General features: G+C 63.7%; 18 protein-coding genes and 1 tRNA gene. 11 read left to right on the forward strand and 8 right to left on the reverse strand.

Annotated elements, in window-relative coordinates; genetic code table 11:
* Window positions 1-15: 15 nt before the first annotated feature.
* The 5 genes from C442_RS16405 to C442_RS22940 form a co-directional block, all read right to left on the reverse strand.
* Entirely contained in the window at window positions 16-1,761 is a 1,746-nt protein-coding gene (locus C442_RS16405; protein ID WP_008312419.1) for a type II secretion system F family protein, read from the reverse strand.
* A complete protein-coding gene (locus C442_RS16410) occupies window positions 1,758-3,617 on the reverse strand; it encodes an ATPase, T2SS/T4P/T4SS family (protein ID WP_008312422.1) in 1,860 nt (619 codons plus the stop codon). The genes C442_RS16405 and C442_RS16410 overlap by 4 nt, the downstream gene beginning before the upstream one ends.
* Entirely contained in the window at window positions 3,610-4,083 is a 474-nt protein-coding gene (locus C442_RS16415; RefSeq protein WP_008312424.1) for a DUF7311 family protein, read from the reverse strand. Before C442_RS16415 ends, C442_RS16410 begins: the two co-directional genes overlap by 8 nt.
* On the reverse strand, window positions 4,080-4,592 hold the full coding sequence (locus tag C442_RS16420) for a DUF7310 family coiled-coil domain-containing protein (RefSeq protein WP_008312426.1): 513 nt from the start codon (window positions 4,590-4,592) through the stop codon (window positions 4,080-4,082). The genes C442_RS16415 and C442_RS16420 overlap by 4 nt, the downstream gene beginning before the upstream one ends.
* Window positions 4,593-4,683: 91 nt before the next feature.
* Entirely contained in the window at window positions 4,684-4,806 is a 123-nt protein-coding gene (locus tag C442_RS22940; RefSeq protein WP_275039414.1) for a hypothetical protein, read from the reverse strand.
* Between the two features lie 191 nt (window positions 4,807-4,997).
* Between C442_RS22940 and C442_RS16425 the strand changes: the two genes are divergently transcribed.
* The 3 genes from C442_RS16425 to rad50 all read left to right on the forward strand — a co-directional run bounded on the left by C442_RS16425 (window position 4,998) and on the right by rad50 (window position 9,396).
* The gene (locus C442_RS16425) at window positions 4,998-5,366 is read left to right on the forward strand and encodes a hypothetical protein (RefSeq protein ID WP_008312429.1); all 369 of its coding nucleotides are present in this window, start codon (window positions 4,998-5,000) and stop codon (window positions 5,364-5,366) included.
* A gap of 84 nt (window positions 5,367-5,450) precedes the next feature.
* Window positions 5,451-6,707, forward strand: coding sequence for a DNA double-strand break repair protein Mre11 (mre11, locus tag C442_RS16430; protein WP_008312432.1), 1,257 nt, complete (start codon window positions 5,451-5,453; stop codon window positions 6,705-6,707).
* Between the two features lie 13 nt (window positions 6,708-6,720).
* Window positions 6,721-9,396 carry a DNA double-strand break repair ATPase Rad50 gene (gene rad50 / locus C442_RS16435; RefSeq protein WP_008312434.1) on the forward strand — a complete coding sequence of 892 codons (2,676 nt, stop codon included), beginning with the start codon at window positions 6,721-6,723 and terminating at the stop codon, window positions 9,394-9,396.
* A 23-nt stretch (window positions 9,397-9,419) separates the two neighbouring features.
* Here rad50 and C442_RS16440 read toward each other — a convergent pair whose 3' ends face one another.
* Genes C442_RS16440 through C442_RS16450 form a run of 3 tightly spaced genes read right to left on the reverse strand, consistent with a single transcriptional unit; the run spans window position 9,420 to window position 10,508 of the window.
* A complete protein-coding gene (locus tag C442_RS16440) occupies window positions 9,420-9,842 on the reverse strand; it encodes a DUF7346 family protein (protein WP_008312436.1) in 423 nt (140 codons plus the stop codon).
* Window positions 9,843-9,869: 27 nt separating this feature from the next.
* A complete protein-coding gene (locus C442_RS16445) occupies window positions 9,870-10,274 on the reverse strand; it encodes a DUF7322 domain-containing protein (protein ID WP_008312437.1) in 405 nt (134 codons plus the stop codon).
* Between the two features lie 42 nt (window positions 10,275-10,316).
* A complete protein-coding gene (locus C442_RS16450) occupies window positions 10,317-10,508 on the reverse strand; it encodes a DUF7331 family protein (protein WP_004517169.1) in 192 nt (63 codons plus the stop codon).
* Between the two features lie 107 nt (window positions 10,509-10,615).
* Between C442_RS16450 and C442_RS16455 the strand changes: the two genes are divergently transcribed.
* The 8 genes from C442_RS16455 to C442_RS16490 all read left to right on the forward strand — a co-directional run bounded on the left by C442_RS16455 (window position 10,616) and on the right by C442_RS16490 (window position 20,869).
* The gene (locus C442_RS16455) at window positions 10,616-14,482 is read left to right on the forward strand and encodes a DNA polymerase domain-containing protein (protein WP_008312438.1); all 3,867 of its coding nucleotides are present in this window, start codon (window positions 10,616-10,618) and stop codon (window positions 14,480-14,482) included.
* Window positions 14,483-14,607: 125 nt separating this feature from the next.
* Window positions 14,608-15,537 carry an ABC transporter ATP-binding protein gene (locus tag C442_RS16460; RefSeq protein WP_008312439.1) on the forward strand — a complete coding sequence of 310 codons (930 nt, stop codon included), beginning with the start codon at window positions 14,608-14,610 and terminating at the stop codon, window positions 15,535-15,537.
* Window positions 15,538-15,573: 36 nt separating this feature from the next.
* The gene (gene sufB / locus C442_RS16465) at window positions 15,574-17,004 is read left to right on the forward strand and encodes a Fe-S cluster assembly protein SufB (protein WP_008312440.1); all 1,431 of its coding nucleotides are present in this window, start codon (window positions 15,574-15,576) and stop codon (window positions 17,002-17,004) included.
* A 2-nt stretch (window positions 17,005-17,006) separates the two neighbouring features.
* On the forward strand, window positions 17,007-18,218 hold the full coding sequence (gene sufD, locus C442_RS16470) for a Fe-S cluster assembly protein SufD (RefSeq protein ID WP_008312441.1): 1,212 nt from the start codon (window positions 17,007-17,009) through the stop codon (window positions 18,216-18,218).
* A gap of 344 nt (window positions 18,219-18,562) precedes the next feature.
* The gene (locus C442_RS16475) at window positions 18,563-19,045 is read left to right on the forward strand and encodes a hypothetical protein (RefSeq protein ID WP_008312442.1); all 483 of its coding nucleotides are present in this window, start codon (window positions 18,563-18,565) and stop codon (window positions 19,043-19,045) included.
* A complete protein-coding gene (locus C442_RS16480) occupies window positions 19,042-19,476 on the forward strand; it encodes a metal-dependent transcriptional regulator (RefSeq protein ID WP_008312443.1) in 435 nt (144 codons plus the stop codon). Before C442_RS16475 ends, C442_RS16480 begins: the two co-directional genes overlap by 4 nt.
* Before the next feature lie 211 nt (window positions 19,477-19,687).
* A tRNA-Gln gene (locus tag C442_RS16485) sits at window positions 19,688-19,760 on the forward strand.
* A gap of 380 nt (window positions 19,761-20,140) precedes the next feature.
* Window positions 20,141-20,869, forward strand: a complete 729-nt coding sequence (locus C442_RS16490) for a GNAT family N-acetyltransferase (protein ID WP_008312445.1) — start codon at window positions 20,141-20,143, stop codon at window positions 20,867-20,869.
* Window positions 20,870-20,958 lie beyond the last annotated feature (89 nt).

The raw sequence follows: 20,958 nt of genomic DNA on the forward strand, positions 1-20,958 counted from the left end.
CTCCGATTTAAAACCTCAGACCAGCAGCCCGGTGGCAACGACGGCAACGAAGAAGGTGGCCGTGGCCGACAGGAGCGCCAGACCGGTTCGGTAGCCGACGAGCGCGCGGTCGAGTCCGCGGTGCAGGCCCGTCGACAGCGCCGTCAACAGGACAGCCAGAACGAGGACGTACCAGCCGACGACCGGCCCCAGCACCGCGCTCGGAACGGTGGCGAACTGCTCGCCGCCGACCATCGAGCCAGCCAGCGCGACGGTCGCACCGCCGATCAGCGGCCCGAACAGCCCGGCGGTGTTCGACAGCGTTTCGGTTATCTGCGAGAGGTCGCGACGCGTCTCGCGCTCGATGGCCCGGAGCGCGTCCAGATGTTCTCCCATCGTCGTCACGGACTCCCCCGCCGGTGGCCCGATTGTTGCGGCCGTATCCAGCAGGGTCGCCACTCGACGAGCCCGACGGCTCGGAACGTCAGCGAGTGCACCGCCAGGGCCGAGAAATGCCTCCTCGACGCTGGTTCCGAGGTGCTCCTGTCGGGCGGCGGCGGCTTCGATGACGCCGCTGGTGGGTTCGGGAGCCTCGCCGACAGCCTCGACGAGCGCGGCTTCGACTGACTGGCCGCGGTCCAGCCGTCGACCGACGGCAGACAGCGCGTCGGGGAGACCCGCTTCGATGTCGGTGACGCGGTCGCGGACCTCAGCGATGGGTCGGTAGTAGCTGACGAGCGCGCTCCCGGCACCGGTCCCGAGCGCCCCGATAGGCGACGCCCACGCAGCGACGAGCGCGCCGGCAAGGTGCCACCCCCCGATTCCGGCGACGATGCCGCACGCGACCGATGGAAGTGCCGACGCCGGCACGTCCGGGTGGCTTCGCGGGATTGTCGCTGGCGGGAACGCGACCGGTCGCCGGCCCAGGAGCCAGCAACAGGCGACCAACAGTGCGCCGGGAAAGACCACGCCGTAGGTCCCGACCAGCACAGGGGCGGTCACTGGCACACCCGCGGCAGCGGCGGCGGGCAGCAAGGACGCCATCGCCAGCGGCAGGAGGACACCGAACGCGTACAGACCGGTCGCCGGACCTCGGAGTGAGGCCGCGAAGGCCGCCATTTCGTCGCGCGTCCCGTCGAGGATGCATTGCCGTGCGCGTTCGAGGACCTCGGGGCGCTCCTCGGTCGGGGCCAGCGTCGCGTTCTCGACCAGCCCGACAGCGCGTTCGAGCGCTGGGAACCGGCTACCCCATGACGCCGCGAACGTTCCCAGACCGCTCCGTGGCGTGCCCGCGGCTCGCTGTCGATGGTGTTGCAGCCGTGTGGCGAGCAGGCCGTTTCCGGCCCGTCCGGCGAACGCCGCCGCCCGCTCGGCGCTGGGCCACAGCGTCGCGCCGAGCACCAGTGTCGTTACGAGCGACGGCGCGGTCCCCAGCGCTCGAATCCGCTTTGCTTCGGCGGCGAACGGCACGCCGTACCGTCCCAGCGCCGCGACGCTCAGGGACAGGGCGAGGAGTCCGAGGCTGACAGTCGTCGCCAGCAGTCCGGTCACCGTCACAGCGGCGACCAGTGCGAGCAGGGAGCCACACACCGCAACGGCGTAGCTCGCCGTCAGTAGTGCCTCAGGCGGGGCCGAAACCGAGAGCAGCCGACACGCTCGCCGGTAGTCGTCTGGTACCTCGATAGTGCCAGGAGAGGCCGCACCGACTGTGGTTGTGGGCGGTGCGGCTGGTGCTGTGCTCGCGTTGTCGTTGTCGCCGTCTGAACCGCTGGCGTGGCTCACGGCTGGACCTCGTCTGTGGGTGGCTCGTTCCCGCGTGTCTCGACAGCCACTGACTCCTCGAATCGTTCGGTTCGCGCCTCAACAGCGTCGAGTACCTCGGCGTAGGACTCGCCGGGTGCGGCGAGTGACTCCACCAGACGGCTGCTGCCCCGCTCTAAGCGACCGGTGGCTGTCGCCGTCGCTCCGTCGCGCTCGTAGAGCATCTCGAAAGAAACGTCGTCGTCGTGGGAGACGATCTCCGCGACAGATGCGATACCGCGGCCGTGTTCCGACGCGGGCGGAGCCAGCGTCACCACGAGGTCCGTCGCAGCGAACGACTGCACCGGGACGCCGAGGTCCGACACCAGCCGTTCCCGAACCGCTTCGGGGCCGTTGCCGTGAATCGTCCCGAGGACGGCCCCGTCGCCGCCACCGACACGCATCGCCTCGTAGAGAACGCTGGCCTCCTCGCCGCGGACCTCCCCAACGGCGAGCGCGCCCTCGCCGAGCCGGAGCGCGGTCCGCAGGGCCTCCGAGGCGTCGACCGACGGCCCCTCTCCGCGGGCGGTCCGAAGCGCCTGCACGTCCCGCCCGTCGGACTGCAGGGACGACGCCGGAAGTTCGGGCGTGTCCTCGATAAGGATAGTCCGGACCTCGTAGGGGAGTTCCCAGAGCAACGCCCCGAGCGTCGTCGTCTTGCCCGCGCCGCGGGGGCCGGCGACGAGACAGGCCCCGCCGCGCTCCGCGGCGACGGAGAGCAGCCCGGCGACGGCTGTCGGCATCGTCCCGTTGTCGACGAAGTCGGCCAGCCGCCACACGTCGCTGTCATGGGCGCGAAAGGCGAAGGCGAGGCCGTCACTGACCGGTTCGCTCACACCGGCGACGCGAATCTGTCGGTCAGCCACCGTCGCCGTCGCATCGAGCGTCGGGCTCGCTCGCGAGAACGCCCGGCCGCTCGACCGTCTGAACGTCGACGCCAGCGTGTTCGCGCCCGCCGGCGTCAGGCGGACATTCGTCCGCATCGTCTCGCTGTCACAACGCACTCGGAGCCGGGTGTCACTCACTGGGGCTGTCGCGAACACGTCGGACACCCGCTGATCGGCGAAGATATCTTCCAGAATCCCGAGCCCGCCCGTGTGTTTCTCCAGCACGGCACCGACAGCGGTTGCCGTCGTACTGTCGCCGGCCACCGCGGTAGCTGCGTCGTACGGGTGACAGTCGCCGTCGGCGGCAGCGGTGGCGACTCGCTCGTACGCTTCGACGAGCGTCTCCATCGTATCCACGTCGAACCGCTGTTCGCGGGGCTCGATATGATACATCGGCAGGTGGTCGCTGCGCGTGTCGTATCGCCGAATGACGGCCTCTGTCGGGAGCGTTTGCTGGTCCCGGAGAGCCGCAGCCGCCGGCGGCGCTGCGCCGACGCGGGCGTCGCTAATCGTTGGCCCAGTGTATGCAGTGAGCGCCTGCTCGCTGGTATCGAAGCCTTCTGTGGCGACCGCCAACCCGGTCTCCGCCGCCAGGTCAGCGACCGGCCCCGCTCGGCCGACTGCCTCCGCGGCGGCAGCGACGGGGTCCCGGCGAGCGCGGTCTGCGAGGCGGTCGTCCAGCGAGGCGACTCTGGTCGCGAACCGGCCAGCCGCGGTGAGTACCGCCGCCGCCCGGTCGACATACACTCGCTCCTGTCCTGCTTGCTCCGTGACGACGGTATCGATACCGGTCGACGAGAGCGAATCGACGACCGTCGCCCGGCAGTCAGCCGACGCGGCGAGGTCGCCACTGCCCGGACACTGGTCCGCCGTCACCACCAGCCGCTCACCCTCGATTGCCGTTTCACAGCGGCAGTCCGACGCCGATGACCCGAAGAGCCACTCACGCATGGCCGTTCCTCGCCGCGGCTTCGGACTTAAACCGATGGACCCTCAGCACCCGCTGGCCGTCCGACCGCGTCAAGACGAACACGAGTCGATGTGTACCGGGTTCGTCGAGCCGGTCGGTCGACGCCGTCGTTCGGATCGGGATACCGACCAGCCGCTCGGTCCGCTTCCGGGACTCGACTGTCCAGGTCGCGACGCCAACACCGGCCCGCTCGGCGAACTGCAGTCGACTGACGCCGGCGTTCGTGTAGCTCCGCGGGGGGAGTCGTATCTCCACTGCACGCCGCGCGTCGCCGTTCGCCGTCGCGTCGTCAGTCTCGACTAAAGTGGTCAATTCGGCCCCCAGTTCGTCCAGTTGACGCTCCATGGCACCACTGGCTGCGTCTGCTCGGGCCGTCGATAGCGCTGGCGCTGTTGCACCGACAAGTGCGGTCATGACCGCGACGGCGAGAACCAGCCGGTATATCACAGCAGCGCACGGATACGTCCGATAACGCCCGCGTCAGTGGTCTCGTCGTCGGGATCACCGCCGTCGGTGATGGCGGAGAAATCGGTCGGTTCCTCGGTCGTGGCGTTCGTTTCTCTGTGCTCGCCGCTATCCGACAAGCCTGGATGGCCTTGTACTGTCTCCGCCCGTAACTGGTCGGTCCCCGCCGCTGATGGGTCAGATGCCGACGGCGATGCCAGTTCCTCGTCGAGTCGGACTTCCAGTCGGTCGGTCGCCGCCAGCGCCGCGTCGGCGCGTTGCTCGACATCTTCGTTGACTGCGCGGATGTTCCCCACGTAGCCGCGGAGGGCCTGCGTGGCGGCTTCGATCTCCGCCGTCCGCTCGTCGATGTCGTCGATACGCTGCTCGATGGTGTCCACGCGGCTCTCCAACTCAGCGAGTTCCGTCACCTCCGGGAACTCCGTCGTTCCGTCCGTGACCGCGCGTTCGACCGTGCGGAGCCGTTCGGCCAGCGTCTCGATATCTGTCATGCCCGGCCCTGGTCGCGTGTTGGTATTTGAACGCTCGGACGGGGAGCTGCGGGAAGCGTACCGGCTGCTGCCAGCAAGTGCTCGTCCCGCCTCACCCGCCGAGGATGAACAGCGCGAGGACGACGGAGATGAGCAGGGTTGCCAGAATCAGTAGCGCGACGATTGTGACCGAGGAGAGCGCGTTGTCGTCGGATCGGAGTGCGCGTAGAGACATTGTGGAGGCCATCCGACAGTGGATTTTCGTCCTGTACCACCGGGACTGGGCTGTTAGTTCTATCGAACCGGTTACGTCACCAAACTGTACGCTTTTTCAATCGGTTCGAGTTGAACGGGTGTCTCGAACGTGCCATCAACTGACCCGGAGCCAGCAAACGTTTATTTCGGATGCCGTGGCCACGCCGTTCTATGGCCGATAGCGACCAGGTGAAAGCGGCACTCACGGCACTCGCTGACGGGGAGGGCGACAACAGCGACGACGGAGGCGGAGCGTTGCGAGTAGCCGACGGAGAGGACGGCTGTAGCACAGGCCGGATTGGCACCCGCGATACAGGCGGCGACGCCGACTACCGGACAGTCATCGAGCGAGCGACCGAGGCGACCGACGACTTAGACGAGGCGGTCGCCTTCGTCGAGACGTTCGGCGTCGGGCGACTCGAAGCGGCCGTCGCACAGGCCGAACACGAAGTGAGCGGGCTGGCCGACGAGGGGCGGGCGACTCTGCGAGCGTTCCGGCGATACCGCGACGCCGCGGCGGGGCCCAGCGATGGGTCGTAGCCACCGGGCCGACCGCATCGTGGTCGACCACTTTCACTGCGGTCACGATACCCCTTTAGGTGGCGCTGGCTTACAGGTGGGCAAATGACACGGGTGATACACACCGGCGATACCCACGTCGGGTATCAGCAGTACAACGTCCCCGACCGACGGGACGACTTCCTCGATGCGTTCCGGCAGGTGGTCCGAGACGCCATCGCGGACGACGCGGACGCCGTCGTCCACGCCGGTGACCTGTTCCACGACCGCCGCCCGGCGCTGGCTGATATCATGGGCACGCTGACCGTTCTCGAAGAACTCTCCGAAGCCGGTATTCCGTTTCTTGCCGTTGTGGGTAACCACGAGGCAAAACGCGACGCCCAGTGGCTCGACCTGTACGAGTCACTCGGTCTGGCGACGCGGCTCGACGACGAGCCGACCGTCATCGGCGACACCGCCTTCTACGGGCTCGATTTCGTGCCCCGGTCACAGCGCGAGGACCTCGACTACGACTTCGCCTCCCACGACGCCGACAGCGCCGCACTGGTCACTCACGGCCTGTTCCAGCCCTTCGACTACGGCGACTGGGATGCCGAACAAATTCTGACCGAGTCGTCGGTGACCTTCGACGCGATGTTGCTCGGCGACAACCACGACCCCGGTAAACAGCAAATCGAGGACACCTGGGTCACATACTGTGGATCGACCGAGCGCGCGAGCGCGAGCGAGCGAGAGGACCGCGGCTACAACATCGTCACCTTCGACGACGAGGTCCGTATCACCCGCCGCGGCCTCGACACCCGCGAGTTCGTCTTCGTCGACGTGGATCTCGGGCCCGAGGAGGGCGTCGAACGGGTTCGGAGTCGCGTCGGCCAGCACGACCTGGAGGACGCCGTCGTCATCGTCTCGATCAGTGGCGACGGCGACCCAGTGACCCCAGCCAGCGTCGAATCGTTCGCACTTGACCGAGGGGCACTCGTGGCTCGCGTCACCGACCACCGGGAAATCACGGCCGAGGACCACGAAACGGATATCAGCTTCGCCGACCCCGACGACGCCGTCACAGAGCGCGTCCGCGACCTCGGCCTGAGCGAGGCCGCCTACGACATCGACGAGACGATTCGCGCCTCGAAGGTCGCCGATGCGAACGTCAAAGACGAGGTCGAACGACACGTTCGTGAACTGCTCTCCGAGGGTTCGGACGCCCTCGCAGCCGATACGGGGGCGGCCACGAGCGACGGAGCGCCCGAAACGGAAGCCAACGCAGGCACGGACGAGGACGACACTGACGACGGAGCGGCGGTGAACGAAGCCGACGGCACGGACACCGAGAGTCAGGCGAGCGTCGAGGAGTTCCTGTAATGGAGGGTCGACAATGAAATTCCAACGCGTCAAGCTATCTAATTTCAAGTGCTACGACGATGCAGACCTGCGACTGGACAGCGGCGTGACCGTCATCCACGGACTCAATGGGAGCGGAAAGTCCTCCCTGCTTGAGGCCTGTTTCTTCGCGCTGTACGGCTCGAAGGCGCTGGACGAGAATCTCGGTGATGTGGTCACTATCGGGGCCGATGACTGTACCGTCGAACTGTGGTTCTCCCACGCCGGTGGCGACTACCACCTCACTCGCCGGGTGCGTGCGACCGGGGCACAACCGACAACGGCCAAATGCGTGCTTGAGACGCCCGAAGGCAACTACGAAGGGGCGCGTGACGTGCGCCGACGCATTACGGAACTCCTTCGGATGGACAGCGAGGCGTTCGTCAACTGCGCCTACGTCCGCCAGGGCGAGGTGAACAAGCTCATCAACGCCTCGCCGGGCGACCGGCAGGACATGCTCGATGACCTCCTGCAACTGGGGAAACTGGAGGAGTACCGGGAGCGGGCCAGCGACGCCCGTGTCGGCGTCGGCCGCGTGCGCGATGACAAACAGGGGGCACTCTCACAACTCGACGAGCAGATTCAAGAGAAAGAGGAGAAAGAGCTCCACGAGCGCCTGAACAGTTTGGAAACGAAGGAGTCCAATCTACAGGTCGAAATCGAACACATCGAGGACCAGAAGGTCACCGCCGAGGAGACGCTCACGCAGGCCGAGTCCGTACTGGAAGAGTACGAGGAGAAACGCGAGGAGCTGTCGACCCTCGAAGCCGACATCGAGGAGTTAGAGACGACCATCACCGAGACGGAGACGGAACGTACCGAGCTCAAAGAGCAGATCAGCGACCTGCAGGACCGCCGGGAGTCGCTGCGGGAGGACCTCTCGGAAACGGTGGCCGAAATCGACCTCGACAGCGCAGAGCCGGACCCGGACACCGTCGACGCACGGCTCGACGAACTGCAGTCCCGCGACGACGACCTGCAGAGCCGGATCGAGGATCAGCGCGTCGACGCGAAAGAACACAGCAGCACGGCCGACGCGCTGGCCGAGAGCGCCGCGGACCTCGAATCCCGGGCCGAGGACAAACGCGAGGAAGCCGACGAACTCGAAGCCGATCTCGAAGCGGCGCGGGAGACCATCGCCGAGCGCCGCGAACAGATCAGCGACATCGACGACCAGATCGCCGACCTCGAAGCCAGATTCGAGGACGCGCCGACCGACCGCGACGGAGCGGACGCGCACAAGGAATCCGTCGCCAGCGACCTTGAGGACGCCCGTCAGCGAGTGACCGAGCTGGAGACGAAGCTAAAGAACGAGCGGGAGTCACTCGAAGAAGCCGAGGCGCTGCTGGAGGCCGGCAAGTGCCCCGAGTGCGGGCAGGACGTGGCCGAGTCGCCACACGTCGCCTCCATCGAGGACGACCGCGAGCGGATATCGGAGCTGGAGGCGACGCTTTCGGACGCCCGCGAGACGGTCGCGGAACTGGAATCGGAACACGAGACGGCGAGAGAGCTGGTCGAGACCGCAGACGAACTGGCGACGCTTGCGAACAACCGCTCGAACATCGTCCAACTAGTCGAGGAGAAGGAGAACGGGCTGGACGCGGATCAGGAGCGCATCGAGACGCTCCGCAAGGAAGCAGCGGACCACGAGTCCGAGGCCGAGACGAAACGCGAGAAAGCCGCCGAAGCCCGCGAGCAGGCGGAAGACTGCCGCTCGGTCGTCGCCGAGTGCAATCAGGAGCGCCAGCAGGTCAAGCAGTCAATCGAGCATCTGGAGCGGGTCGAAGACCTCCTTGGGAACATCGACGACTGCGACGACGACATCGAGCGCCTGCGCGAGAAGCGCAGTCAGCAAGCCGAACTGAACGACCAGCGCCGCGAACAGCTCGCGGAGAAGCGCGAGCGCAAGCAGGACCTCGCGGAGTCGTTCGACGAGGAGCGTATCGAAGAGGCTCGAAGCGAGAAGCAGCGCGCGAAAAAGTACATCGAACAGGCCGAGGAGACGCTGGCGGAGAAACGCGAGCAGCGCGACGAACTGCAAAACGCCATCGGTGGTGTCACGAACGAAATCGAGGAGCTGGAGTCGCTACGGGAGCGTCGTGAAGACCTCGAAGCGACCCTCGAAAAACTGGACACGCTGTACGAGGAGACAGAGGAGCTTCAGGAGATGTACGGGGCGCTCCGGGCGGAACTGCGCCAGCGCAACGTCGAGACGCTCGAACGGATGCTCAATCAGACGTTCGACTTGGTGTACCAGAACGATTCGTACTCCCACATCGAACTCGACGGGCAGTACCAGCTCACGGTGTACCAGAAGGACGGCGAGCCCCTGGAGCCCGAACAGCTCTCCGGCGGCGAGCGGGCGCTGTTCAATCTCAGCCTCCGGTGTGCTATCTACCGCCTGCTCGCGGAGGGCATCGACGGGGCCGCGCCGATGCCGCCGCTCATCCTCGACGAGCCGACGGTGTTCCTGGATTCTGGCCACGTCACGCAACTGCTCGACCTCGTGGAGTACATGCGCGACGAGGTCGGCGTCGAGCAGATTCTCGTGGTTAGCCACGACGAAGAACTGGTCGGCGCGGCCGACGACCTCGTTCGCGTCGAGAAGGACGCCACGACCAACCGCTCGCGGGTCGAGCAGGTCGAAGCGACGGTCGCAGAGTTGGCCTGAGCCTGGTGCGGTGTGGCGTGCCCTCAGTCCCGAAGCTGAGCGAGCCCGTCGCTGGCAGTCTCAGTTGTGTCGTAGCCTCGATGCCCGTGGACTTCCGCTTCGGTAAGCAGGCCGGCGGCGCGGAACTCGGCCAGCAGGCCGTGGAGGTCGCTCTCACAGAGGTCGTAGGCCGAGAGCAGTTCCGCCACGGAGAGCGGCCCGCGCTCGTCGAGTTCGACGAGCAGGCCCAGGGCACGCTCGTCGTGGGCCGCTGTAATGACTTGGCGGGTTGCGCCGGGAACGGCCTCGGCGGCCGTTGCTAAGGGCGATTCACCATCGACGGGTTCGAGATCGGCGTTCGGGACGTGGCGCTGCTCGCCGGTTTCGGGGTCCCGGACCAGACTCGACTCGGTAGACTCCTTTAGCAATAAGTACCGCGTGCCGTCGTCGTCCCGCACAGTACGCATATGGCCGTTCGTAGCCGACCGGGCCGGTTAGCCGTTGTGGTCGCCTGACTCCGCGCTGTCAGGCTGGGTATCCGTTGTCTCGGCTGTTTCGCCCTCTTCGTCGTCCGATTTGCGCTCCCGCTCGAACTTCACGTACCGGAACGTCCCGTAGCTGAAAGCGATGACGCCCACGAGGAAGATACGAATCCCGAGGTCGACCTGCCCCTCGAAGTAGGCCAGCATCGGCCCGAGCGAGAGGGCCAGCAGTGCGACGTTGAACACGATAACGAGCCTGACGAACAGCCCCGTGGCCTCGCCGTCGTAATCGCTGTCTGACGGCGAGGGTACGTCCGGGCCGAGGCTCTCCGGGTCGAACTCAGCGGGTTCGTACTCGCTCTTTTCCGAGAGAACCCCCGGGCTCTGGTTGTGCTCGTCATCGCCGGGGATATCCATCACAGTCTCATTACGTCGGCCGGCAAATAAAAGGACTCTGTGTCAGGCGATCTCCTGTAAGGTGAGCGCCGTGTCAGTCTGCAGCCACGCGAGAGGGTTCTCGGCGTCGTAAAACACTGTCCCCTCCTCGGTCTCGTAGGTCTCGGTCGTCTGGATGGCGTCCGGGAGCGCCGGCTCCGACCGCAGTTCTTCGGACCTATCCGCCTCGCCGTGGGGGGATGCGTGGTGCGACATTGGTCGTCAAACTTGGGTATGGTACTCGATGGCATATACTTTCTGCCTGTGGCAACATCCCGCCGACCGTCGGTGTTTTTATGCGGCATCTCGAAGCATGGCCAAGAATGAGTGACGGGACCCAGGGCACGCTGGGGGACTTCGAGCAAGACGCGGAGGAGGACCGCCCGGTCGCCGACGAAGCGGCAGCTATCGCGGGCAACGGTGGGAGCGATACCGGCGGGACGAGCGTCGTCGACCTCGACGAGCGCCAGTTCCCGCCGGTCGAGGAAACCGTCGAGTTCGTCGTCACGCAGGTCGATTACACCATCGAGGGGCAGGGCGACGACGAGTTCCCGGTCGTCCACGTCTTCGGGCGCACCGACGACAACGAACCGATCCACGCGCGGGTCTTCGATTTCAAGCCGTACTTCTACGCACCGACCGACAGCGTCACCGAGGACGAACTCCGCCAGTACGACAGCATCACCGGCTGGGAGGAAGCCGACGAGGACGGCGAGCCCTACGAGTCGATCCGGGGCGAGCGCCTGACGAAGATATTCGGTCAGACGCCCCGCGACGTGGGCCAGATCCGTGACGACTTCGACCACTACGAGGCGGACATCCTCTTTCCCAACCGCCTGCTCATCGACAAGGACATCACGAGCGGCGTTCGCGTCCCCGCCCGCGAACTCGACGACGACAGCCTGAAAGTCCACCACGAGGAGATTCGGCCGGTCGAGGCCCACGCCGACCCGCGGGTCAACACCTTCGACATCGAGGTCGACGACCGCCACGGCTTCCCGGAGGACGGCGAGGAGCCGATTATCTGTCTCACCTCCCACGACTCCTACCGCGACGAGTACGTCGTCTGGCTATACGAGTCCCCCGACGGTATCAACGGCCCCGAGGCGCTGGCCGGCTACGACCCGATTCGCGAGGACTTCGAGGCCGACGTGCGCGTCTTCGACGAGGAGGAGGCCATGCTGGAGGCGTTTGTCGACTACATTGTCGACACCGACCCGGACGTGCTGACGGGCTGGAACTTCGACGACTTCGACGCGCCGTACTTCCTCGATCGCCTGGAGGAACTCCAGAGCTACAACCACGACTACGACCTCCGGATAGACCGCCTCTCGCGGGTCGACGAGGTCTGGCGCTCGGGCTGGGGCGGCCCGGACATCAAGGGCCGTGTCGTCTTCGACCTCCTCTATGCCTACAAGCGCACCCAGTTCACCGAACTCGAATCCTACCGGCTCGACGCCGTCGGCGAACAGGAACTCGGCGTCGGCAAGGAGCGCTACACAGGCGACATCGGCGACCTCTGGGAACAGGACCCCGAGCAGCTACTGGAGTACAACCTCCGGGACGTCGAACTGTGTGTCGAACTCGACCGCGAACAGGACATCATCGACTTCTGGGACGAGGTCCGCACCTTCGTCGGCTGCAAACTGGAGGACGCGACGACGCCCGGCGACGCCGTCGACATGTACGTCCTCCACAAGCTCCACGGCGAGTTCGCGCTGCCCTCGAAGGGCCAACAGGAGAGCGAGGACTACGAGGGTGGCGCCGTCTTCGACCCCATCACCGGCGTCCGCGAGAACGTCACCGTGCTGGACCTGAAGTCGCTGTACCCGATGTGTATGGTCACCACGAATGCCAGCCCGGAGACGAAGGTCGACCCCGATACCTACGACGGCGACACCTACCGCGCGCCCAACGGCACCCACTTCCGGAAGGAACCGGACGGCGTCATCCGGGAGATGGTCGACGAACTCCTGTCAGAACGAGAAGAGAAGAAGGCCGAGCGGAACAGCTTCGACCCCGACAATCCGGAGTACGAGCGCTTTGACAGGCAGCAAGCGGCAGTGAAGGTGATTATGAACTGCTTCACGCCGGACACGGACGTGCTGACGCCCGAGGGGGTCCGCAACATCCGTGACCTCGAAATCGGCGACGAGGTGTATTCGCTGGACCCCGAGACGGAGGAGATGGAGGTCAAACCGGTGGTCGAGACACAGTCGTATCCGGACTACCGCGGCGACCTCGTGGATATAGAGACGAGCAAGATGGACTTCCGCGTGACGCCGAACCACCGGATGCTCGTCCGGAAGAACGATAAAAATGGAATCACCGAAGACGGATGGAAATTCAAAGAGGCAGGGGACCTATACGACTACTGTAACTACGAGATGCCGCATGACTGGGACTTCCAGCACAGGGACCGATTTGGTGAGACCATTGATATCGTCCAATTGGCTAGGGAATACACTGAAACTGGAATCACCTTGTCCGATGGCGGGACGATGGCTGCCGCAAAATACGGAACTCCGAATATCTCACGGAAAGTTTCTACAAACGACTTTCTGGAATTCTTAGCGTGGTACATCACTGAGGGTAGTGTCTACGAATCGAAGACTTCGAACTACCGTATTAATATCGCACAAGAACATACGGGTCGCCGTGAAAAGATAGAGACTCTCGTAGATCAATTCGTTGAGTATTGGTATACCGACGAACGTTCTGTGAGCTTTTCCAGTCGTATCTGGGCTGAGTTGCTTACTGAGCTTTGTGGCAGCGGAAGTGACAGCAAACGGATTCCAGAGCTTGTGTTCGAAGCTTCTGAAAGTCAAAAACAGCAGTTCTTGGAAACGCTGATACAGGGTGACGGTGATTGGCAGAAGAATGCATGGCGCTTTTCAACAATTAGTCAGCAACTGCGCGATGATATATTGCGTCTCTGTACACATCTCGGACTTACAGCTAGTTATAATCGTGATGGGGCAGTCTGGCGTATCTACTGTACTGAAGATGCAAAGAACTCGTTCCGAATGCATAGGGATGGCTCGGAGAGTACCGCCGGAAATGGTGTATACTGCGTAACGGTCAAAGACAATAATACCCTGATAGCGGGCCGGAACGGGAAATTCCAGAACGTGGGGAACTCTCTCTACGGCGTTCTGGGCTGGGACCGGTTCCGCCTCTACGACAAGGAAATGGGCGCGGCGGTCACCGCCACCGGTCGCGAGGTCATCGACTACACCGACGAAGTCGTCGCAAACGAAGGGTACGAGGTCGTCTACGGGGACACCGACTCCGTCATGCTACAACTTGGCAATGTCGGTCCCGACGACGTCGAGGGCGACGTCGAAATCACCGACGAGATGCGCGAGAAGCACCCCGAGATGGACGACGACGAGCTCGAACTCATCGCGACGACCATTCAGAAAGGGTTCGAGCTGGAGGAAACCATTAACGCGTCCTACGACGAGTTCGCGATGGAGCAGCTCAACGCCGAGTTCCACCGCTTCGAGATCGAGTTCGAGAAGCTCTACCGCCGGTTCTTCCAGGCCGGCAAAAAGAAGCGCTACGCGGGCAACATCGTCTGGAAGGAAGGTAAGCACGTCGACGACATCGACATCACGGGCTTCGAGTACCAGCGCTCGGATATCGCCCCCATCACGAAACGGGTCCAGAAGGAGGTCATCGACCGCATCGTCCGCGGTGAGGACGCCGAGTCCATCAAGCAGTATGTCAGCGATGTTATCGAGGACTACCAGGCCGGGAACGTCGACTACGACGACGTGGGTATTCCCGGTGGCATCGGGAAGAAACTCGACAACTACGACACCGACACCGCGCAGGTCCGGGGCGCGAAGTACGCCAACCTCCTGCTGGGGACGAACTTCCAGAGCGGCTCGAAACCCAAGCGGCTGTACCTCGACCGGGTCCACTCCGATTTCTTCCAGCGCATCGAGGAGGAGGAAGGCCTGGACCCCCAGCGGGACCCGCTGTACGGCGAGTTCCGACGGGACCCCGACGTGATCTGCTTCGAGTACGCGGACCAGATCCCCGAGGAGTTCGAAATCGACTGGGACAAGATGCTCGACAAGACGCTGAAAGGCCCGATTGCCCGAATTCTGGAGGCGATGGACATCTCCTGGGAGGAGGTCAAATCCGGGCAGGAACAGACGGGACTCGGCAGCTTCATGTAACCCACAGAATACGGGTAGTTATCTCTGCGAGAAATATTGTTTTCATATGCAGAAGTTGAGTTCACAGCAATGCGAAAGCTTCATGGGTGAAACGTACCTTCTTTCGGTTGACCTAAGAGATACCTATGGCTAAACTCGAAATCAACAATCTCCACGCAGAAGTCGCAGAAGAGGACGGTGAGACGATTCTCCGCGGTGTCGACCTCGAAGTCGAGTCCGGTGAGATCCACGCGCTGATGGGTCCCAACGGCTCGGGGAAGTCGACGACGGCGAAGATCATCGCCGGCCACCCCGCCTACGAGGTAACCGACGGCGAAGTGCTCATCCACCTCGACGAGAACGAGTTCGGTGACGAGGAGATCCCGGAGGATCTCCGAACCTGGAATCTGCTCGACCTCGAACCGAACGAGCGCGCCGCGCTCGGCATCTTCCTCGGCTTCCAGTACCCGGCCGAGATCGAAGGCGTCACGATGGTGAACTTCCTCCGCACCGCGCTCAACGCCAAGCTCGAAGAGCGCGAGGAGCTCTTCGAGGACGACGACGAGGAAGAAGTCGAAGCCGAGGGCGGCGACACCAACGAGGACGCCGCTGGCTACGACACCTCCCCGATGGAGGGCAACGTCGAAGAGGGCGAAATCGGCGTCGCCGAGTTCCAGGAGATCCTCCAGGAGAAGATGGAGCAGTTGGACATGGACGAGAAGTTCGCGTCCCGGTATCTCAACGCTGGCTTCTCGGGCGGCGAGAAGAAGCAGAACGAAGTCCTCCAGGCCGCGATCCTCGAGCCCTCGATCGCCGTGCTCGACGAGATCGACTCCGGGCTGGACATCGACCGACTGCAGGACGTCTCCAACGGCATCAATGCGCTCCGTGACGAGCAGGGCGCGGGCATCCTCCAGATCACACACTACCAGCGCATCCTCGACTACGTCGAACCCGACCACGTCCACGTAATGCTCAACGGCCAGATCGCCACCTCCGGTGGCGCCGAACTCGCCGAAAAGCTCGAAGACGAGGGGTACGACTGGGTCCGAGAGGAAGCCTACGAGGCCGCGTAACGCCCTTCCGTACACAGCGATAACACTACACACACTATGAGTTCAGATCAAGACCACCTCAAAGAAACCGACACGGAGAAGCGCTTCGAGTTCAAGAAAGAGGAGAAGTCCGCCTTCGAAGCCGAGAAGGGCCTCACGGAGGAGACCATCCGGGTCATCTCCGAAGACAAGAACGAGCCGGAATGGATGCTCGAACGGCGTCTACGCGCCCTCGAACAGTTCCACGAAATGCCGATGCCGACCGGTTGGCCGGGCGCGCCCGACCTCTCGGAGGTCGACGTCGACGAGATCGTCCCGTACATCCGCCCCGACATCGAGACCCGCGGCGGGGTCGACGACTGGAACGACCTCCCCGAAGAGATTCAGGACACCTTCGACAAGCTCGGCATCCCAGAAGCCGAAAAGAACGCCCTCTCGGGCGTCGGCGCGCAGTACGAGTCCGAGATCGTCTACCAGAACATGCAGGAGCGCTGGGAAGACAAGGGCGTCATCTTCTGTGACATGGACAAGGCCGTCCAGGAGCACGAAGACATCCTGAAAGAGTACTTCATGACCAAGGCCGTGCCGCCGAGCGACAACAAGTTCGCGGCGCTGCACGGCGCCATCTGGTCCGGCGGGTCGTTCGTCTACGTCCCCGAGGACACCACGGTCGACATGCCGGTGCAGGCGTACTTCCGGATGAACTCCGACGGGATGGGCCAGTTCGAGCACACGCTCATCATCGCCGAGGAGAACTCCGAAGTCCACTACATCGAGGGCTGTTCCGCCCCGAAGTACTCCGAGTTCAACCTCCACTCCGGCGGCGTCGAAGTGTTCGTCAAGGAGAACGCACACGTCCAGTACTCGACCGTCCAGAACTGGTCGAAGAACACGTACAACCTCAACACCAAGCGCGCCATCTGTGAGGCCGACGGGACGATGGAGTGGGTCTCCGGCAGCATGGGCTCGAAAGCCACGATGCTGTACCCCTCCACTGTTCTCAAGGGGCCCGGCGCGACGGACAACCACATCACCATCGCCTTCGCCGGCGAGGGCCAGGACATCGACACGGGCGCGAAGGTCTACCACAACGCTCCCGAGACGAAGTCCACCATCGAGTCCAAGTCCATCAGCAAGGACGGCGGCCGCACGAACTACCGGGGTCTCGTCCACATCGCCGACGGTGCCGAGGATTCCTCGACCTCCGTCGAGTGTGACGCGCTGATGTTCGACAACGAGTCCACGTCGGACACGATGCCGTACATGGAGATCAAGGAGTCCAAGGTCGACGTCGCCCACGAGGCGACCGTCGGCAAGATCGGCGACGAGGACGTCTTCTATCTACAGTCCCGCGGACTGGACGACGACGACGCAAAGCAGATGATCGTCGCCGGCTTCATCGAGCCGATCACGGAAGAACTGCCGATTGAGTACGCGGTCGAGCTGAACCGCCTCATTGAGCTGGAGATGGAGGGGTCGCTCGGATAACCATGAGCACGCAGGTACACGCCACACTGTCAGAGAGTCAGGTGGAACAGATTTCCGAGGATCTCGGCGAGCCCGAGTGGCTGCTGGAGACGCGCAAGGACGCCCTTGCCGCGCTCGACGAGCTCGACATGCCGGACGTCATCCGGACGCCGGGTCGAACGTGGACGAACCTCGACGCGCTCGAATACGAGTCGCTGGTCGACCCGCTCGACTACGCACAGGACAAGGACCGCGTCGACGCAGAGGGCGTCGAAGTGCTGTCCTGGAGCGAGGCGCTCGACGAGCATGCGGACCTCGTCAAGGAGCACTTCGGCAGCGTCGTCGACCCGCAGCGGGACTACCTCACTGCGCTGTCGACGGCCCTGTTCTCTGCCGGAACGGTCGTCTACGTCCCCGAGGGCGTCGACGCCGAGGACGTGAAGATCCGGACGACGATGAACAGCCAGTCGCTGTTCAACTACACGCTCGTCCTCGCCGAGGAGTCCTCCTCGGTCACGATTCTGGAGCGCCAGCAGACCGGCGAGACCGTCGAGGACGACCAGTACTACTCCGGTATCGTCGAGGTCGTCGCCGAGGAGAACGCCTACGTCCAGTACGGCGCGCTCCAGAACCTCTCGGAAGAGACCTACAACTTCCAGGTCAAGCGCGGTCACGCCGACACTTACGCCACGGTCAACTGGATCGACGGCAACATCGGCTCCCGCCTGACCAAGTCCAACGTCGAGACCCGACTGCTGGGTGACTCCTCCGAGTCCCAGATTCTGGGTGCGTTCTTCGGCCACGAGGACCAGCACTTCGACATCGCGTCGCGTGTCTGGCACGAGGCCGAACACACCATCGCCGACCTCGTCACCCGCGGCGTCCTCGACGACGACGCCCGCTCGGTGTACGAAGGCGTTCAGGACGTCGGTCGCGAGGCCTGGGACACGTCGTCGTACCAGCGTGAGAACACGCTCATGCTCTCTGACGACTCCGAGGCCGACGCGTCGCCGAAGCTCATCATCAACAACCACGACACCGAGGCCTCCCACTCCGCGACAGTCGGGCAGGTCGACGAAGAGGACATGTTCTACATGACCTCCCGCGGTGTCGACCCTGAGCGAGCGAAGAACATGCTCGTCGAAGGGTTCTACGTCCCCGTGCTCGAAGAAGTGCAGGTCGACGAACTCCGCGAGGACCTCGACCAGCTGATTTACGAGCGTCTTCGTGAGTAGCCGGTAGGCTACGAACGAAGTCTCGGGAGAGCTTTGCTCTCCCGGTGTCTGCGCGAGTAACGCGAGCACAGGCTCGCGGGAACTCTGCTCCCGCGGCGTCTTCGTGAATAGCCCGTAGGGCTGTAAACGCGGGCCCATCAGAGCGTTGCTCTGATGTCGTCTACGCTCATTTCATTCGCGCCGGTAGCGCGGCGGTCCGCCTGATACGAGTGCTCGGCAGGGCGGAGATTGAGAACGTCCCCTACCGGAGCGAAACGCGGGCTCGACGACAGGGAACCGCTTAAGTCCGGGCCTCCCCGAACTACGTGTATGACTGCAGCACAGCGCCGAGTGGGGGTGTTGCCGTGAGTCTCACACAGCCGGTCGCATCCGACCATCAGCTCGCCCGGTTACTACAGATCGGTATCGTCCTCGAAGAGGTCGTCGAGGCACGGTCGGCCAAGCATGCCGAGGAAACGAGCGGAGAGCACGAACAGGCGGTGCTCGACCTCCTCGCGCACGCCGAGACGGAGTCGGCTGAGCACCGCCGGCAACTGGAGGCGCTCATCGACGACCTCGAAGCGGACACCGTCCCCTTCGAGGAAATCGAGATGCTAGTCGAGGCCCAGTACGAGGCCGACAAGGACTTCGACGGCGTGCTGTACGACCAACTCTGTAACGAGGAGACGGCGTACAAGTTCTACGACGACCTCATCGAAGCCATCGAGGCGTCCGACGTGACATTCACCATCGACCGCGAGCGGCTGCTTGCCGTGCTGTCGGATATCCGCGAGGACGAAGCAGAGGGTGTCGAAGACGTGACCGACCTGATGGAGGACTATCAATGAACACGCAGGCCCAGTATCTGAAAGCGATCTATCTCACGCAACAGCAAGAAGACGGTCCAGCATCCACCGGCGACGTGGCCGACATGCTCGATGTCAGTCCGGCCAGCGCCAACGAGATGATCGGCAAACTCGAAAACCGAGGGCTGCTGAACCACGAGAAGTACAAGGGTGTCGACCTCACCGACGACGGCATCGCACAGGCTCGCGAGGCGCTCCAGAACTACTGCATCATCGAGCGGTTCCTCATCGAAGTGCTAGAGGTCGAGGAGTTCCAGGCCGAGGCAAAACAACTGGAGGGCGTCATCGACGAAACGGTCGCTGATCGCCTCGATACGATCATCGACCGCAAACCACAGTGTCCGGACTGTTTCGACCCCGAGGGTGACGTCTGTGGCCTGCTCGAAGTCGAGGCTGAAGTCACCAGCGACTGACCGCCCGCTCTCGAAGCGTTCAAGTGCGTTCCGTCGATTACACCGAATACGGTTAGCTTGCTCATAGCGAGCGCAGTCCCGTGGCGGTGAGCAAATCCTGTTGATTTGCGAGGTACACGGGACGAGCGAACAAAGTGAGTGCAGTCCCGTGGTGGAGAGCAGAACCGAACGGTTCTGCGACTCTCACGGGTCAAGCGAACGTAGTGAGCGCAGTCCCGTGGTGTAGTGGCCAATCATAAGGGCCTTTGGAGCCCTTGACGGCGGTTCGAATCCGCCCGGGACTATTTTCGCGCGAACAAGTCCGTGAGCGCGAAATATCCTCGGCGGTTCGAGCCCAGAAGGCGAGTATTCGAGCCTTCGCGGTTCGAATCCGCCCGGGACTATCCTGTTGCGAACGACTTCGTGAGCAGCGGGTATCCTCAGCGGATTCGAAGGACGTCACGAGCGACGCGAAGTGTCGGCGGTTCGAATCCGCCCGAAGTACCCTCCGACATGAGCACGAACAGTGCCCGCATTCTCGTACGACGCGCCAGCGAGTGGACAGGATAGCCACAGGCCGGTCGAGGTCACAATTCGCGGTGTCCTCGCATGAATAGCCCAACGGGTGTCCCAAATTCTGACACTGAACTGTAGATTTATGATGTTCCGTGCCAACTAGTGGCATATGAAAATCAGGGAGGCAGTGCCGTCGGATCGGCCGGCTATCCGTGACGTGGCGCGTCGCTCACTAGAGGCGTCGTATTCGCTGGGGCCGAAGGCGATTACGAGCGCTATCGAGGAGTGGTACGACGAAGCGCGCATCGAGGAAGTGCTTGCCGATGAGAGTAATCGGTTGATTCTCGTCGGTGAGCGGGACGGGCAGGTGGTCGGCCTCTCCGAGAGCGTCCTGTCGGGCGACAGTATCGGGACGATTCTCTGGCTGCACGTCGACCCGGCATACCGCGGCGAGGGGATTGGGTCGGCGTTGTTCGACGAGACCCACGGGGAACTCCATGACCGGGGTGCCGAGACACTCCAGGGGCGCGTGTTGGCTGACAACGTCGAGGGCAACAGCTTCTACGAGGACCGCGGCTTCGAACGCGCCGGCACGGGTGAAGTCGACATCGCCGGACGGACCTACGTCGAGAACCTCTACACCGACGCCGACGAACTCGGTCGCGAACCCGTAACTGATGACGGCCGGACGGTCTACGTCGACCACAACAACCACGAGTCCGGCTCGATGGCGCCGTTCCATGTGGTCCACGTCACAGAGGAGGGCAGCGACCGCTACGGTTACTACTGCAGTAACTGCGAGACGCTGGCGAACGCGATGGACTCGATGGGCCGCATCGAATGTGACAACTGCGGGAACGTTCGCAAGCCGATGCGCTGGGACGCCGCCTACCTGTAATTACAGCGGGAGCAAGGCGAAAGCCCACCCCTTCAGGGGTGTGGATGAAGCCGACAACCCGGCAGCTTCGCCTGTAGCCTCACTCAGCC

The sequence above is a fragment of the Haloarcula amylolytica JCM 13557 genome (genome assembly GCF_000336615.1).
In the GTDB taxonomy this organism is placed as follows: domain Archaea; phylum Halobacteriota; class Halobacteria; order Halobacteriales; family Haloarculaceae; genus Haloarcula; species Haloarcula amylolytica.